General features: G+C 69.9%; 10 protein-coding genes and 1 other RNA gene. 4 read left to right on the top strand and 7 right to left on the bottom strand.

Annotation, left to right across the window (positions count from 1 at the left end):
* Position 1: 1 nt before the first annotated feature.
* The 7 genes from ASF87_RS01725 to ffs all read right to left on the bottom strand — a co-directional run bounded on the left by ASF87_RS01725 (position 2) and on the right by ffs (position 8328).
* Positions 2-2506, bottom strand: coding sequence for a glycoside hydrolase family 65 protein (locus ASF87_RS01725; protein WP_056373704.1), 2505 nt, complete (start codon positions 2504-2506; stop codon positions 2-4).
* Positions 2503-3309, bottom strand: coding sequence for an HAD family hydrolase (locus ASF87_RS01730; RefSeq protein ID WP_056373706.1), 807 nt, complete (start codon positions 3307-3309; stop codon positions 2503-2505). The genes ASF87_RS01725 and ASF87_RS01730 overlap by 4 nt, the downstream gene beginning before the upstream one ends.
* A 105-nt stretch (positions 3310-3414) precedes the next feature.
* Entirely contained in the window at positions 3415-4635 is a 1221-nt protein-coding gene (locus tag ASF87_RS01735; protein ID WP_056373708.1) for an acetate/propionate family kinase, read from the bottom strand.
* Positions 4632-6755: a phosphate acetyltransferase gene (gene pta, locus ASF87_RS01740; RefSeq protein WP_056373710.1), complete on the bottom strand. Its 2124-nt coding sequence runs from the start codon at positions 6753-6755 to the stop codon at positions 4632-4634. Before pta ends, ASF87_RS01735 begins: the two co-directional genes overlap by 4 nt.
* 60 nt (positions 6756-6815) lie before the next feature.
* Complete coding sequence (locus ASF87_RS01745) at positions 6816-7574, bottom strand: hypothetical protein (RefSeq protein ID WP_235558840.1); 759 nt, start codon at positions 7572-7574, stop codon at positions 6816-6818.
* Complete coding sequence (locus ASF87_RS01750) at positions 7571-8188, bottom strand: rhomboid family intramembrane serine protease (protein ID WP_231567497.1); 618 nt, start codon at positions 8186-8188, stop codon at positions 7571-7573. Before ASF87_RS01750 ends, ASF87_RS01745 begins: the two co-directional genes overlap by 4 nt.
* Positions 8189-8231: 43 nt before the next feature.
* Positions 8232-8328: signal recognition particle sRNA small type (gene ffs / locus ASF87_RS17420), an RNA gene on the bottom strand.
* A gap of 50 nt (positions 8329-8378) precedes the next feature.
* Here ffs and ASF87_RS01755 point away from each other — a divergent pair.
* From ASF87_RS01755 to ASF87_RS01770, 4 genes are all read left to right on the top strand, one after another.
* Positions 8379-11282: a DEAD/DEAH box helicase family protein gene (locus ASF87_RS01755; RefSeq protein ID WP_056373712.1), complete on the top strand. Its 2904-nt coding sequence runs from the start codon at positions 8379-8381 to the stop codon at positions 11280-11282.
* Between the two features lie 129 nt (positions 11283-11411).
* A complete protein-coding gene (locus ASF87_RS01760; RefSeq protein WP_042539622.1) occupies positions 11412-12401 on the top strand; it encodes an AAA family ATPase in 990 nt (329 codons plus the stop codon).
* Positions 12402-12414: 13 nt separating this feature from the next.
* Positions 12415-13626: a DUF58 domain-containing protein gene (locus tag ASF87_RS01765; protein WP_042539620.1), complete on the top strand. Its 1212-nt coding sequence runs from the start codon at positions 12415-12417 to the stop codon at positions 13624-13626.
* Positions 13613-15868: a transglutaminase family protein gene (locus tag ASF87_RS01770; protein ID WP_056373714.1), complete on the top strand. Its 2256-nt coding sequence runs from the start codon at positions 13613-13615 to the stop codon at positions 15866-15868. The genes ASF87_RS01765 and ASF87_RS01770 overlap by 14 nt, the downstream gene beginning before the upstream one ends.
* Positions 15869-15907: the final 39 nt, after the last annotated feature.

The raw sequence follows: 15907 nt of genomic DNA on the forward strand, positions 1-15907 counted from the left end.
CTCAGTCGATCGATTCGATGATGGGGATCGCGGTCGTGATCACCGGGACGGATGCCGACAGGCGCGTGCCGTCTTCACGAAGAGCGTCCGCGAACTGCCGCAGCGACGGGCGGCCGGGGATCAGCGGTCCCTGGTCCGCGAGCGGCACGACGACCTCGCGATCGGTCGTGGCGATGTATGCGACGTCGCGCACCGTGAACGGCACCGGGTCTCCGCTGTCCACGCGGACGCGCAGCTCGTCCGTCGTGAGCGTGATCTGCAATGCGGATCCCTGCCACTGCAGCGGGTACGACAGCGACGGCCAGTCGGCGGGCAGCCGCGGGTCGAAGCTGAGCTCGCCGGCGTAGTCGCGCATGCCGCCGAAGCCGCACACGAGAGCCGTCCACACGCCACCGGCGGAGGCGACGTGCACGCCGTCTGCCGCGTTGTGGTGCAGGTCGTGCAGGTCGACGAACAGCGACTGGCGGAAGTACTGCAGAGCGAGATCCTGGTAGCCGACCTCGGCGGCGAGGATCGACTGCACGACCGCCGACAGCGTCGAGTCACCGGTGGTCAGCGGGTCGTAGTAGTCGAAGTCCGCCTTCTTCTCCTCCGGCGTGAAGTGGTTGCCCTGCAGGAACAGCGCGAGCACGACATCCGCCTGCTTGAGCACCTGGAACCGGTAGATGACGAGCGGGTGGAAGTGCAGCAGCAGCGGGCGCTGCTCCTTCGGCGTGTGGGCCAGATCCCATACCTCGCGCTCGAGGAACAGCGAGTCCTGCGGGTGGATGCCGAGGCGCTCGCTGAACGGGATGAACATCGCGTCGGCGGCGCGCTCCCATCCCTCCGCCTCGCCCTCGGCGAGCCCGGTGCGCTCGACGACCCTGGCGAACTCCTCGCCGTCGGCCTCCTGCGCCTCTCGCACGACCCTCGCCGCGTAGCGCAGGTTGTAGCGCGCCATGACGTTCGTGTAGAGGTTGTCGTTGACCACCGTCGTGTACTCGTCGGGCCCCGTCACACCGTGGATGTGGAAGGTCTCGATGCCGTCGTCGTCCTTCGTGTCGGCGACGAGCCGCGAGGTGCGCCAGAAGCCGAGCGTGGCCCACAGGCGAGCCGTCTCGATGGCGATGTCGATGCCCTCACGGCGCAGGAAGTCCTCGTCGCCGGTCGCACGCACGTACTTGCCGAGCGCGAAGCTGACGTCGGCGTTGATGTGGTACTGAGCGGTGCCGGCCGCGTAGTAGGCCGACGCCTCTTCGCCGTTGATCGTGCGCCAGGGGAACAGCGCGCCCGCCTCATTGAGCTGCGCGGCCCTTCGGCGGGCCGCCGGCAGCATGAGCACTCGCGCCCTCAGCGCGTTGCGCGCCCACTGCGGCGACGTGTAGGTGAGGAACGGGAGCACATAGATCTCGGTGTCCCAGAAGTAGTGGCCGCTGTACCCCGACCCCGAGACGCCCTTCGCAGGCACACCGGTTCCGTCGGCGCGCGCCGACGCCTGAGCGAGCTGCAGGAGGCACCAGCGGGTCGCCTGCTGGATGTCTTCGTGGCCGCCGATCTGCACGTCGCTGCGGCCCCAGAACGCGGCGAGCCACTCGGCCTGCCGGTCGAACTGCGCCTGGACGCCCTCGAAGGCGACGCGGTCGAGGGACCGACGGCAGCGGTCGACGAGCTCGCGAGCCGGCACGCCCCGGGAGGTGTGGTAGCTGACGAGCTTGGTGACCGTGATGGGCACTCCGGCCTTCGCCTGCACGCGGAACACGTTCTTCGAGATGTCGGCCTCGATCAGCGTGCGCGAGGTGTAGTCGTTCTCGGTCTCGATGATGTGATCGGCGACGACAGCGACCGTCATTCCGGAGTCGGCGACGCTGTACGACAGCGCCGAGCGCAATCCGTCCTGCCAGTACTCGCCGGGCTCGAGCACGCGCTCGGCGATCTTCTCGGCCTTGCGCGGATCGAATCCGCCCTTCGCCTGGTTGGGTGTGCCCGCGTAGACGCCGGCGCCGTCCTGGCGGTTGATCATCTGGCAGCTGACGGTGACGGGGGCGTCGGCGTTCTCGACGACGACCTCGAGACGGAGCACGGCGAGGTGACGCTCCTCGAAGCTGACGATGCGCTCGTCGCGCATGCGCACGCGCTTGCCCGACGGCGTCTCCCACACCACGACGCGCTCGAGCACACCGGTGCGCATGTCGAGCGTGCGGCGGTACTCGCGCACGTCGGCCTCGTCGAACGAGATCGGCTCGTCGTCGACGTACACGCGCATGACCTTGGCATCCGGTGCGTTGACGATCGTCTGCCCGACCTCGGCGAAGCCGTACGCCTGCTCGGCGTGCCGGATCGGCCAGGTCTCGTGCAGACCGTTGATGAAGGTGCCGTGCTCGTGGGCACCTCGACCCTCGATGTGGTTGCCCCTGAGTCCGAGGTAGCCGTTGCCGACGGCGAACAGGGTCTCGGCCACTCCGTCTTCGGAGTATCGCGTCTCGATGAGTCGCCAGGGGTCGACGGGGAAGCGGTCGCGGTCGATCATGCGGGGTCCTCGTTGTCGGAGCGGGTGTCCTGGTCGGCGGAGTCTGAATCGGAGCGCGCGCCCTGGTCGGCTGCGGCGTCGACGAACACGTCGAGATCGCTGACGACGACGGTCGCACCGGCCGCGCGCAATGCGTCGGCTCCGGTGCCGCGGTCGACGCCGACGACGGTCGCGAACCCCGCGGCGGCCGCAGAGGCCGCTCCCGAGGTGGCATCCTCGACGGCGATGCTGCGGGCGGGATCGACGCCCAGCGCCACGGCGCCGGCGCTGAACATGTCGGCGGCGGGCTTCGAGGCGAGGTTGTTGCGTTCTGCGACGACACCGTCGACCACGACGCGGAAGAACGAGCGGAGGCCGGCGGCGGCGAGCACCTCTTCGGCGTTCTTGGAGCTGGAGACGACGCCGATCGGGATGCCGGCGGCGTGCAGCTTCTCGACGAGCGCCAGCGAGCCGGGGAACGGTGCGATGCCCTCGCCCCGCAGGGACTCGGCGAACGCGGCGTTCTTGCGATTGCCTATGCCGCAGATCGTCTCAGCCTCGGGCGGGTCGTCGACCGCTCCCCAGGGGATCTCGACGTTGCGGCTGCGCAGCAGGCTCGCCACGCCGTCATAGCGCTTCTTGCCATCGACGTAGTCGAAGTAGTCGGCATCCGAGTACGCAGGCGTGATCCCCCAGCGTTCGAACACGTCGTCGAACACGACCTTCCAGGCGCGCATGTGCACCTCGGCGGTCGGCGTCAGCACTCCGTCGAGGTCGAACAGGACGCCTTCGGCGCGGAGCGGATCGGGCAGAGCTTCGGGCACAGGAGCCTCCAGGAGAAGGACGAGGGGTTGTTCCGGCACCTCTCCGTGCCACTGTGCAAGCGTAGTGCGGCCCGGCGCCGGGCGGTAACCCCCGAGGCGTGTCGATCAGAGCAGGCGAGAGGTCTGTCTGGCGATCTCGAGCTCTTCGTCGGTGGGCACGACGAGCACGGTGACCCGTGAGTCGTCGGTGGAGATCCGTCGGATGCCGCGCTGCCGCGCGGTGTTGCGCCGGTGATCGATCTCGACCCCGGCGAATCCGAGCGTGGCCATCGCCTCTGCACGCACGACGGCCGCGTTCTCGCCGACCCCCGCGGTGAAGGAGATCACGTCGACACCGCCGAGCTGAGCGATGTACGACCCCGCGTATGCGCGCAGGCGGTGGATGTAGACGTCGAACGCGAGCGTCGCCGCCGCATCTCCGGCGTCCCTGCCCGCGAGGATGTCGCGCATGTCGCTGTGCCCCGCGAGTCCTTTCAGACCGCTGCGCGAGTTCAGGAGCGCGTCGAGATCGTCGATCGAATAGCCGGCCCTTCGCGACAGATGCACCAGCGCCGCGGGGTCTAGGTCGCCTGAGCGGGTTCCCATCACGAGCCCCTCGAGCGGCGTCAGCCCCATCGACGTCTCGACCGATCGGCCGCCCTCGATCGCGGTCACCGATGCGCCGTTGCCGAGGTGGAAGACGATCTGCCGCAGTGTGCCGAGGTCGCGTCCGAGGAACGCGGCCGCCGATTCGCTCACGAACTGGTGGCTCGTGCCGTGGAATCCGTATCGACGCACCCGGTGCTCGGCGGCGAGCTCGGCGTCGATCGCGTACGTGTAGGCGGCCGGAGGGAGGGTCTGGTGGAAGGCCGTGTCGAACACGGCGACGTGCGGGACGCCGGAGAACACCGCCTTCGCCGCGACGATCCCGGCCAGGTTCGCCGGGTTGTGCAGCGGGGCGAGCACCGAGAGCTCCTCGATCTGCTCCTCGACGTTCTGAGTCACGAGCGTCGGCGCATAGAACCGCGCCCCTCCGTGCACCACGCGGTGGCCGACCGCGACCGGAGGATGCTCGTCGAGCAGCGGACCGTGCTCGGCGAACTGCTCGAGCATCACCGTGAAGGCCGCGCCGTGATCGGCGACGGGTCGCTCGGAGTCGTAGGAGGCGTCGAGCATCGCCACGACCGCATCCGCCGCGGTGTCCGGACGGACCGTGTGCCGGATCGCGCTGAGGTCCTGTCCGATCCGCTCGATGAGCCCCGCGGCGAGCTCGTTCTCGTTCTCGATGTCGATCAGGCTGTACTTGAGCGACGAGGACCCGCTGTTGATGACGAGGATCGCGCTCACGCGGCCGCTCCCTCGGACTGCGCCTGGATGGCGGTGATCGCCACCGTGTTGACGATGTCGTCGACCAGCGCACCGCGTGACAGGTCGTTGATGGGCTTGTTGAGTCCCTGCAGCACCGGGCCGATCGCGACGGCACCCGCCGAGCGCTGCACGGCCTTGTAGGTGTTGTTGCCGGTGTTGAGGTCGGGGAAGACGAAGACGGTCGCGCGGCCGGCCACCGCGGAGTCGGGGAGCTTCGCCTTCGCCACTGCGGCGTCTGCGGCGGCGTCGTACTGGATCGGTCCCTCGACGAGCAGCTCCGGGGCGCGCTCGTGCACGAGGGCGGTGGCCGCGCGGACCTTGTCGACGTCGGCGCCCGATCCGGATTCGCCGGTCGAGTACGAGAGCATCGCGATGCGGGGCTCGATGCCGAACTGCTGCGCGGTCGCCGCAGACGAGATCGCGATGTCGGCCAGCTGCTCGCTGGTCGGATCCGGGATCACCGCGCAGTCGCCGTACACGAGCACGCGGTCGGCGAGCGCCATGAGGAAGACGCTCGACACGACGGTGACTCCCGGCTTCGTCTTGATGATCTCGAACGACGGACGGATGGTGTGTGCTGTCGTGTGGGCGGCGCCCGAGACCATGCCGTCGGCGAGCCCGAGGTGCACCATCATCGTTCCGAAGTACGAGACGTCGGTGACGGTGTCGGCCGCCTGTGCCAGCGTGATGCCCTTGTGCGCGCGCAGCCGCGCATACTCCGTCGCGAAGCGCTCGACCATCTCGGGATCGGTCGGGCTGATCACCTGTGCCGCCGAGATGTCGACGCCGAGCTCGACGGCGCGCGCCCGGATCGCCGACTCGTCGCCGAGGATCGTGAGGTCCGCGACCTCGCGCGCCAGCAGAGTGGCGGCCGCGCGGAGGATGCGATCGTCATCGCCCTCCGGCAGCACGATGCGCCGACGGTCGGAGCGTGCGCGCTCGATGAGTCCGTACTCGAACATCAGCGGAGTCACGACGCGCGACTCGGCGAGCCCCAGCTGGGTGGTGAGCTCGGCGATGTCGACGTGGGTCTGGAAGAGCCCCAGCGCGCGATCGTAGCGGCCGCGGGACTCGGGAGAGATGCGACCCCGCGCTCCCATCACGCGCACCGCGGTGTCGTAGGTGCCCAGGTCCGTCGCGATGATCGGCACGGTCGAGGTGAAGCCGTCGAGCAGCTGCACGATCGGCTCGGGAAGAGGGAAAGGGCCGTTGAGGATGATGCCCGCGACCCGCGGGAACGTGCCGGAGGCATCGGCGAGCAGCGTCGCCAGCAGCACCTCGGTGCGGTCGGCGGGGATCACCACCACCGACTCCTCCGTGAGCCGGGGAAGCACGTTGACCATCGACATGCCCGCGACCACGATCGTCAGGGCCTCGCGGCCGAGACGATCAGGATCGCCCTTGATGAGTCGACCGTCGACGGCCGCGAGGATGCCGTCGATCGACGGCGCCACCAGCGTGCGGTCCTCGGGGATCGCCCAGACGGGCGTGGTCTTCTGCGGACGCAACGCAGCGACGGCCTCCTCGATCCCGTCGAGCTGCTCGGGGTCGGCTCGATTCACGATCACCGCGAACAGCTCGGCGCGCTCGACCTCGAGTTCGGAGAGCGCGAGCGCCCCGATCTGCCCGACCGCGGCGGGAGTGCGGGCGGTGGTGGTTCCCAGCTGCTCCGCCTGACGCTGCTGATCGCGACCGCTCAGCACGAGCAGCACGGGCGCAGCCAGGTTCGCGGCGATCCGGGCGTTGTACCCGAGCTCTGCGGGGCTGGCGACATCGGTGTAGTCGCTGCCGATGATGACCACGGCGTCGCACTGCGCCTCGACGGCCTTGAACCGAGCGACGATCGTCGAGAGCGCCCCGTCGGGATCGTCACGCACATCGTCGTAGGTCACGCCGATGCAGTCCTCGTAGTCGAGGTGCACTCCGTCGTGCGCGAGCAGCAGCTCGAGCACGTCGTCGCGCTCGGTGACCGACCGCGCTATCGGACGGAAGACGCCGACCCGGGGCGTGACGCGCATGAGCGCATCGAGCACACCGAGGGCGATGGTCGACTTGCCTGTATGGCCTTCGGCCGAGGTGATGTATATGCTCTGCGCCACAGCTCCACCCTAGGTGCACGACCTCATGATCTCGCTGGGTTGACAGCCGTGCGAAAACGCTCAGCAGGGCGTGGAGAGAGCGTCGACCACAGCCGTGGCATCCGACGCGTAGCGCGTGTAGTAGGTGGGGTCGACGTTGATCTGCACCCGATGGATCGCGAGGGACGGATCCATCGACTGCCAGTCGGGCACCCTCGCGAGACGTTCGTAGAACAGCGTCGCGGCGGTCGCCGGGTCCATGCGCTGCTCGGCCGACCCCCACCAGTGCTGCTGCTGGAAGAGTCCGATGCTCGTCGTTCGGCTGCCGTCGGGGTTGGTGAACCCGATCGTCTCCCAGTCTCCGTAGTCGATGTTGTTCAGGCTGCTCTCCCCCATCGCCGTCATCACCCCGAGGATCTGACCGTCGCGACCGAAGCCGAGCGCGGTCGCCGTCTGCACGATGGTCGCGGCATTCTCGAGCTGCTCGCCCTGCCACCCCGCCACGCCCGACTCGGGGAACGTGGTCGGATCGGTGATGCAGATCGCCAGCGGTTTCTCGTGAGCGAGCCCCAGCGGGATCAGCACCGCGGCGAGCGCGACGACGATCACGGCCGCGACGGACAACGCGATGCGACGCAGCAGCTTCGCTCGGCGCATCCGCTGCTGCGCTCGACGACGCGGCGACGCACGGCGCGTGCGCGAGCTCAGACGGGTCGGCGCCTTCCCTCTCGCCGACTTCCTGGCTGTCGGCTTCCTGCCGGCCGGCTTCTTTCCGGTCGGCTTCTTTCCGACCGGTTTCTTGCGAGTCGCGGCGCCTCGGGTGCTCCTGGTCGTGCTCATGAGCCTCGGGTCGTGGTGCTGCCTCTGCCGACGAACGCGGCGAGGCCGCCGCCGATCGCGCCGAACAGATGCGCCTGCCACGAGATGCCCTCGCGCACGCCGACGACGCCCGCGAGCATGGATCCGCCGTAGAGGCCTATGACGATGAGCGCGACGATCGCGTAGAGAACGCGGTGTGCCACTCTTCCCGGCGCGAAGACCCGCATCACGGTGTATCCGAAGTATCCGAAGACGAGGCCCGACGCCCCGACCGTCAACGCCCCCGGGGAGTTCACGAGCCACGTGCCGAGGCCGCCGATCACGGCGGCGAACGCGGTGACGGTCCAGAACCGGCGTGCGCCCTCGACGGCGACGAGGCAGCCGAGCACGAGAAGCGGCACGGTGTTGCCGATCAGGTGCGCCCAATCCGCATGCAGAAGAGGACCGACGACGATGCCGCCGAGGCCCGAGAGATCCCACGACCGGAGCCCGAAGCCCGTGAAAGAGCCGGGGAGGACCGCGTCGACGAGCTGTACAGCCCACATCAGGGCGACGAGCAGAAGAGGCGCTGCGAAACGACCGAGAGCACTGGAGCGCGGGGAATCGGCGGTGCTGATCACATCTGGCCTTGTCACGTCACGATCCTGTCAGGACTGGCCCGGAGGACGCTGACAAAAAGAAAGTGACCCTCCGCGCACCCAGCAGAGCCCGGTTACCCTTGCTGCGTTTCCGCCCTGGGGGAATTGGCCTGGATGCCGCCACGCGGAGAGCCGTCGACAAGTCTAGCCGATGTCGGCACCCGCTCTTTGACAGACTGGGCAGGTCATGGATCCCGTCACCGCCACTCCCCTGTCGACGTGGCGCTTTCCGGGCACACTTCGCACCTACCAGGCCGAGGTCCTCGAGCGTCTCGCACCGGGAGGAGCGGGTCCGCTGCACATCGTCGCCCCGCCCGGCTCCGGGAAGACCCTGCTCGGCCTGCTGCTCGCCGCACGCGAAGGTCATCGCACCCTCGTGCTCTCGCCGACGGTGACGATCCGACAGCAGTGGGTGCGCACCGCTGGGGCGCTGGCACCACACGCCGCGGCCGTCTCGGACGACCCCGCGCGGATCGGCGATCTGACGGCACTGACCTATCAGCTGCTCAGCGTGACCGGAGACGGCTCGCCGTTCGACGACCTCGCGCGCTCGGTGTGGGTGGAGGAGCTCACGGCGAGCGGGCGCGTGGAGGCGGACGCGGCGACGTGGCTCGCCGAACTGGCGATCGACAATCCGGGGAGGTACCGCTCCGGCATCCGCACCCGCTCCCGGCGCCTGCGCTCGCACTTCGCGAGGCGACGGCCCGCCGAACTCGCCCGCGTGCTGCATCCGAACGCCGTCGCCCTGATCGATCGTCTCGTGGCCGCGGGTGTGCGCACGGTCGTGCTCGACGAATGCCATCACCTTCTCGATCACTGGGCCATCGTGGTCGCGTACCTCGCCGGTCGCATCCGCGAGAGCGGCGTCGAACCGCTGCTGATCGGCCTGACCGCGACCCTTCCCTCTCCCGATGACGAGACCGAGTTCGAGAACTACAGCCAGCTGCTCGGCGAGGTCGACTACGAGGTGCCGACCCCCGCCGTGGTGAAGGAGGGCCATCTGGCCCCCTATCGCGACCACGTGATGTTCACCGAGCCCACGCCCGCAGAGGCCGGATTCATCCGTCGTCACGAGGCCCTGCTGCACGAGATGATCACCCGGGTGCTGTCGACGCCCGACGCGGTGTCGTACCTCGAGCATCAGCTGCAACCGGCAGAGGACTCCGACGGCGAGGGAACGCCGCTCACACGCCTCGACCGTGCGTTCTCTGCAGACTTCCCCCTCACACGATCCTGCGCTGTCGTGCTGCGCGAGGTCGCGCCGCAGCATCCGCTCGTCGCTGCGATCCCGCCGGTGCTGCTCGAGCGCTGCACCACCGACGACCTGCTCACGGTGCTCTCGCGCTTCGCCCAGGTGCGACTGCTGTCGGACCCCGCCGCCGCGCGACAGTGGGAGTACGTCCGACGCTCTCTGGCCGACTTCGGCTATTCCCTCACCGACCGCGGCATCCGTCGCGGTCGCAACCCGGTCGAGAGCACCCTGGCATTCTCGGCGGCGAAGGATCATGCGGCCGTCGAGATCATCCGCCGAGAGCTCGACGGCGACGACGGCGACCGCATCCGCGCGGTCGTCGTCACCGACTTCGTCGAGCACGGCAACAACCGAGGGCTGTCCGGCGACGCTCCGGCCGGGGCACTGCGCACGTTCGATCTGCTCGCCGTCGACGACGCCACCGCGGCGCTCCGGCCCGTGCTGCTCACCTCCGGGCACCTGCGCGTCCGCGCCGACGATGCGGTCGACCTCGCCCGGGCGCTGGCCGAGCTGATCGGCGAACCCGTCGAGGTCGCCGCGGGCATCGGGCCCGTGCGCGATCTCGAGGTGCGGGGCGTCGGAAGCGGACGTCTCGTCGGCGCGGTGTCGGAACTGATCCGCCGAGGCGACGTGCGGCTGCTCGTCGGCACCCGCGGCCTTCTGGGCGAAGGCTGGGACTGCCCGGCCGTCAACACCCTGATCGACCTCACCACCGTGGCCACTTCATCGGGCACACAGCAGCTTCGGGGCCGCACCCTGCGGCTGGATCCGGACTGGCCGGAGAAGGTCGCGCACAACTGGTCGGTCGTCTGCCTGATCCCCTCGGATGTCGACCTCGACGACTCGTCTGAACCGGCTCGACTGCGCCGCCGTCATTCGCACCTGTGGGGTCTGAGCGCCGACGGCGACGGTCGGATCGTGAGCGGACTCGGCCACGCGCTCCCCACCGCGGTCGCCGAGGCATGGGAGCGAGTACTCGACAAGGACACGTCCACCTCCATCGGCGATCTCGACGCACTGCTGCGCGAACAGTGGCCGACCCGGAGCAGCACCAGGAGCGAGTGGCGGATCGGCGAGCGATATGAACCGCGCGAACGTGAGGTCGTGGCGGTGCGTCGCGCCCCGCGCGCACCGCTGCTGCGCACTGGGCAGGCAGCGGGTGCCGGCGCTGTGGGAGCGTTCGTCGCCGGAACGGCCGGAGTCGGCGGGCTCGTCGGCGTGCTCATGGCGTCGGGAGCCGATGTCGCCCCGCTGCTGTGGGCCGCGCTCGCGCTCGGCGGTGGCGCCGCCGCTGCCGCCGTCTCATCGCTGCGGATGCTCGCCCGGCTGCTGCGCGACCGTCGGCGGCCCGCCGGGATCTACCGGGCGGCAGCGATCGCCGTCGCCCGCACCCTGCACGACGCGGGCCGGATCGGCCCCGTCGACGACGCCATGATCGTGGCACGACCGGACGACGCGGATCCGACCCGGATCCGCATCGAACTGGGAGGCTCAGCCCACGACGCGCGCGTGATCGCAGACGCCGTGGAGGAGCTGTTCGCGCCGGTGCGCACTCCGCGTTTCCTGCTGCGCATCGACGCCGCCGGCCTGCCACGGCTGCGGTTGCTCGAGCGGCTCGCCGATCGCCTCTCGCCCGGACGCACTCTGCTGGCGGTGCCTCGGCTGATCGCTCGCCGTCGCGGTGACGCCGAACGCTTCCGCGAGCACTGGCAGGCGCTGATCGGCACCTGCACGCTGCACGAGCTCACCGGAGTCCAGGGGCTCGCGCTGCTGCGGATCGCCCGCAGCGCCGACGATCGACTCGACGCCGCGGAGCCCCGCGCCCGCGTCTGGGGCTGACGGTCGCGTCGCGGACCGCACCGCACCGCGCCCCGGACCCGGACCCGGAGCACGGTTCCCACCCCATCCGTAGACAGCCGGGTTACGATCAGATCACGCGCACCGCAGCGCCCACGCGAGAGGGAACGCATGCCAGAGAACCCGCCCCTGACCCCGGCCGTCGTCGATGCCGAGCAGTTCGCCGCGCAGACGTCTGCCATCGTCGAGTCTGTCGGACGGGTCATCGACGGAAAGCCGGATGCCGTGCGGAGCGCTCTCGTGTGCCTGCTCGCCGAGGGCCACCTGCTGATCGAAGACGTACCGGGAGTCGGCAAGACGGTGCTGGCGCGCGCGCTGGCCGCGAGCGTGGATGCCACAGTGCGCCGCATCCAGTTCACCCCCGACCTCCTTCCCGGTGACGTGACAGGCGTGAGCGTCTACAACCCCGTCGACCGGGAGTTCGAGTTCAAGCGCGGGGCGGTGTTCGCGCACATCGTGATCGCCGACGAGATCAACCGCTCTTCTCCGAAGACGCAGTCCGCGCTGCTCGAAGCCATGGAAGAGGGGCAGGTGACCGTCGACGGATCGACGCACATGCTTCCCAATCCCTTCCTGGTCGTTGCGACCCAGAATCCTCTCGAGATGGAGGGCACCTACGCGCTGCCCGAAGCTCAGCGCGACCGCTTCATGATGCGCATCTCGATGGGCTACCCCGACGCGGCGGCCGAAGCCCTCATGCTCCGCCAGCGCGACACGGTGAACCCGCTCGCCGCGGTGCGAGCCGTCGCGAACGCGGGGTCGGTCTCGGGGCTGATCGCCTGGGCTCGCTCGGTGCACGTCGCCCCAGCGCTCGAGGAGTACACGGTTGCTCTCGCCCAGGCGACCCGCGCCGACCCCAACCTGCACCTCGGCGCGAGTCCGAGGGCGACCCTGCAGCTGATCCGGGCCGCGAAGGTCTGGGCGGCGCTCGATGGACGCGACTTCGTGATCCCCGACGACGTGACGGCGCTGATCGTCCCTGTTCTCGCGCACCGTCTTCTTCCGGCCCGCGGGGCGCACCGTGCGGGCGCCCAGCCCGTAGAAGCGGCCCTGCGACAGATCGTCGAGCGCGTGCGGGTGCCCGTGACGGCGCGCTCCTGACCCTCAGCTCGCCATGCCACACCGTCGAACCCTCACCCTTCGGGGCACGGGTGCGCTCCTCTCCGGTCTCGGCTGCCTGATAGCAGCGAACATGGTCGGCGCGCCGATCCTGCTCTACATCGGCGTCCTCCTGCTCGCGCTCACCGCCTTCTCGGTGCTCGTCGTGCGGGTGCCGCGCCGTGCGGGTACGGTCACTCGTCAGATCTCGACCGACCTGTTGACGGTCTCGGAGACCTCTCGCGTCACGCTGCGCTTCACGCTGCGCGCCCTGCGCGTGCCGCGAGGTCTCTGGCGCGATGTGCTCCCGCCCGCGGTCACCGGCGATTCGGCCGGCGAGTACCCGTCGGAGACCGGCCAGCTGAGCTACCTGATCACCGGTGTGCGGCGCGGTGTATGGCCGATCGGCCCACTGGTGCTGCGAACGGTCGACCCGTTCGGCCTCGCCCAGCGCGAGCAGGCGTTCGGCGAGACCCGCTCCGTGACGGTCGTGCCCGAGGTGTTCACACTCGCGCCGCTGACCGTCAAGGTCGGCGCCGCCGGCGGCACAGCGCACACCTCGTCGAGCCGACTCGGGCAGGGCAGCGACAATCTGTCGCCGCGCCGCTACATTCCCGGCGACTCGATGCGTCGCATCCATTGGAGGGCGACCGCGCACCGCGGGCAGCTGATGGTGCGCCAGGAAGAGGAGGAGTCGAGCCCCGACGCGCTCGTGATCCTTGACCGGAGCGCGGCGCGCTGGGCACGCCCCGGTGACGACGAGGATCGAGCGTTCGAGACCGCCGTGTCGATGTGCGCCTCCGTCGCCGTGCACCTCGTGCAGGAGGGATACGGCGTCGACGTGATCGACAGCAGCGGCACGCTTCTGGGCACCCTGCGCGGTCACGAGGACGACCGCGACGGACTGCTCGTCGCCCTCGCGCTGGTCGGCCCGCGCGGCGATGCCCGCGACATCATGACCCTGGTCGGCGGCACCCCTCCCGGCCCGCTCGTCTACATCACCGGCGAGATCGACGAAGAGGATGCCGCCCTGCTGCGCCCCTCCGGTGCTGCGGCCCCGATGCTGTTCGCGACCGCGCCGCAGCGCGGTGCCGCAGCGGCAGCCGAGCAGCACGGCTGGCGTTTCGCGCGACTGGGCGACGATGTCGCGGAGGCGTGGGAAGACGTGCTGCCCGACCGCATCGGCGGCCCCGCCGAGCAGCGGGGGGCGACCGATGTCACGAGCTGAGCGAAACGCCGAGCGCGGATCCCGCCTGTCGTGGCACCGCGAGCACGAGCTGCCCGTCGGCACGGTCGTGCCGTCGGTGCTGGCCGCGGCCGCCGGTCTCGTCGCGATGTGGCCGTTCACGTCGGTCATCGAACCTGGCACCTGGTCGTTCGCAGTCCTGGCTGTGGTCGTCGTCACGGCGCTCACCGGCATGGGGTCGCGCACCCTGATGCGCGGCCGCCCGGCCTGGGCGCGAGACCTCGTCACCATCGCCGTGCAGATCGTGGCGGTGATGGGCACCGTGATCCTGCTCGTCGCGGGCGACACCGCGCTTTTCGGCATCATCCCCACCGACGCGACCTTCTTCACATTCCAGGCGCTCGCGGCCGCGGCGTGGGAGGAGATCACCTTCGGCTCTGCGCCGATCGCCGCCTCCCCCGGACTCGAAGCCGTGATGGGCGTGGGCTTCGGCATCGTCGCCATCCTGCTCGACCAGCTGGTCGCGCAGCGCGGAGCCATCCTCGCCAGCCTTCTCACGGCCGTCGTCGGATCCGTGCCGATGATCGTCACCCTCGGCGGAGTGAACGTCGTCTGGTTCGTGATGCTCGGCATCCTGATCCTCGCCCTGCTGGGGTACACGGCGGCTCAGAATTCCGAATCGCCCCGACGCACATCGGTGGCGGTCGCCGCGGGCGTCGGAGTCGCGGCGCTCGCAGCGACCGTGATCATCGCACCGGTCCTGCCGGTGTCGGCGAGCCTCGCGGGCACAGGCACGGGCGTCACGGTCGATGCATCACTGCGGCTCGGCGATGACCTGCGCCAGCCGAACCCGGTCGAGGTGCTCACGTTGGCGACGACGGCGGACACGGCGCCCTACCTGCGGCTCACGACACTGTCGACGTTCAACGGACGTGTGTGGGAGCCGGATCGCGGCGACCTGCAGGCGCAGAGCGAGGGATTCGGCCCCGCCGAGTGGACGGACGACATCGCCACCACCGACCAGAACACCTCCATCAGGGTGATCCGGATGTCGAGTTCCTGGCTTCCGGTGCCCTACCCCGCCACGAGTGTGCAGGGTCTCCCCTCGACCTGGAGGGTGAGCCCGGAGAACCGCACTCTGGCATCTCGCAGCGCGGATGCCGTCGGCAACGACTACACGGTGCGGTCGCTCGAGGTGTCACCGACTCTCGAGCAGATTCGCGCGCTGCCCGCCGCTGCACCGATCGTCGATCCCGGCACGGAGCCCGTCGAGCTGCCTGAGGTCATCGGCGAGACGGCGGCAGGCGTCACCGCTGACGCCACGAACGACTACGACCGGCTGATCGCGCTGCAGTCGTGGTTCCGCAGTCAGTTCTCCTACTCCCTGGAGACGCCGGTCGATGAGGGTTTCGACGGCACCGGCGCGGACGCGGTCGCGCGGTTCCTCGATGTGAAGTCGGGGTACTGCATCCACTTCGCCGGCGCATTCGCGCTCATGGCGGAGAGCCTCGACATGGAGGTGCGCATCGTCGTCGGCTACCTGCCCGGTGCCCTGACCGAGACCACGCGCGGCGACGAAGCCGTGTACTCGGTTTCCAGCGACCAGCTGCACTCGTGGCCCGAGGTTCTCTTCCCCGGCGTCGGATGGGTGCCCTTCGAGCCGACCGCCTCGCTCGGGGTGCCCACGTCCTTCTCCGCCGCGGCGACCGCAGGCGGCGGTTCGGGCGGTGCTGCCACACCGGCTCCGACCGCCGCCCCCAGCACCGAGCAGACGTCGGGGCCCGAGCTCGAGCGTGAAGACGCGGGCGACAACGCCGGGGCGACCGGAGAGCTCCGGCGACTGGACCCGACCCCTGTCGTGCTGACGACGCTCGGCGTTCTGGTGGTGCTGCTGCTGCCCGCATCCGCTCGTCTCGCACTGCGCATCGCCCGGCGCGGACGCGCACGAGGCGGTGACGCAGGGGCGGCCTGGACCGAACTCCGGGCGACCATGCAGGATCTCCGCCTGCCGCTGTCGGATGCCGAGACGCCGCGCATGCGCGGCGACGATCTCGTCAGAGACAGCCGGGTGGATGCCGACGCCATGCGGGTGCTCGTCGAAGCGGTCGAGCACGCCAGCTACGCGCGCCCCTCGGCCAGCGCGACGCGAGATCTCGACGCGGCTCTCGTCGAGGTGACGGCTCAGCTGCGCCGCAGTGTCGACAGGTGGACGAGACTGCACGCGTTCCTGCTTCCGCGATCGCTCTTCGCGAGCCGACGCACCGACGTGCCGCTGCTCACCTGAGCTCGCGCGTCGCGGCCCGGCGAGGGCGCACGCGATGAG

It is taken from the genome of Microbacterium sp. Leaf161, from assembly GCF_001423645.1.
GTDB classification, from domain to species: Bacteria; Actinomycetota; Actinomycetes; order Actinomycetales; family Microbacteriaceae; genus Microbacterium; species Microbacterium forte.

Bases quoted from the DNA above. Each gene is read 5' to 3' on its own strand.
- ASF87_RS01755 (WP_056373712.1), top strand. From the start codon at position 8,379: ATGGATCCCGTCACCGCCACTCCCCTGTCGACGTGGCGCTTTCCGGGC.
- ASF87_RS01765 (WP_042539620.1), top strand. From the start codon at position 12,415: ATGCCACACCGTCGAACCCTCACCCTTCGGGGCACGGGTGCGCTCCTC.
- ASF87_RS01770 (WP_056373714.1), top strand. From the start codon at position 13,613: ATGTCACGAGCTGAGCGAAACGCCGAGCGCGGATCCCGCCTGTCGTGG.
- ASF87_RS01760 (WP_042539622.1), top strand. From the start codon at position 11,412: ATGCCAGAGAACCCGCCCCTGACCCCGGCCGTCGTCGATGCCGAGCAG.
- ASF87_RS01745 (WP_235558840.1), bottom strand. From the start codon at position 7,574: ATGAGCACGACCAGGAGCACCCGAGGCGCCGCGACTCGCAAGAAACCG.
- ASF87_RS01725 (WP_056373704.1), bottom strand. From the start codon at position 2,506: ATGATCGACCGCGACCGCTTCCCCGTCGACCCCTGGCGACTCATCGAG.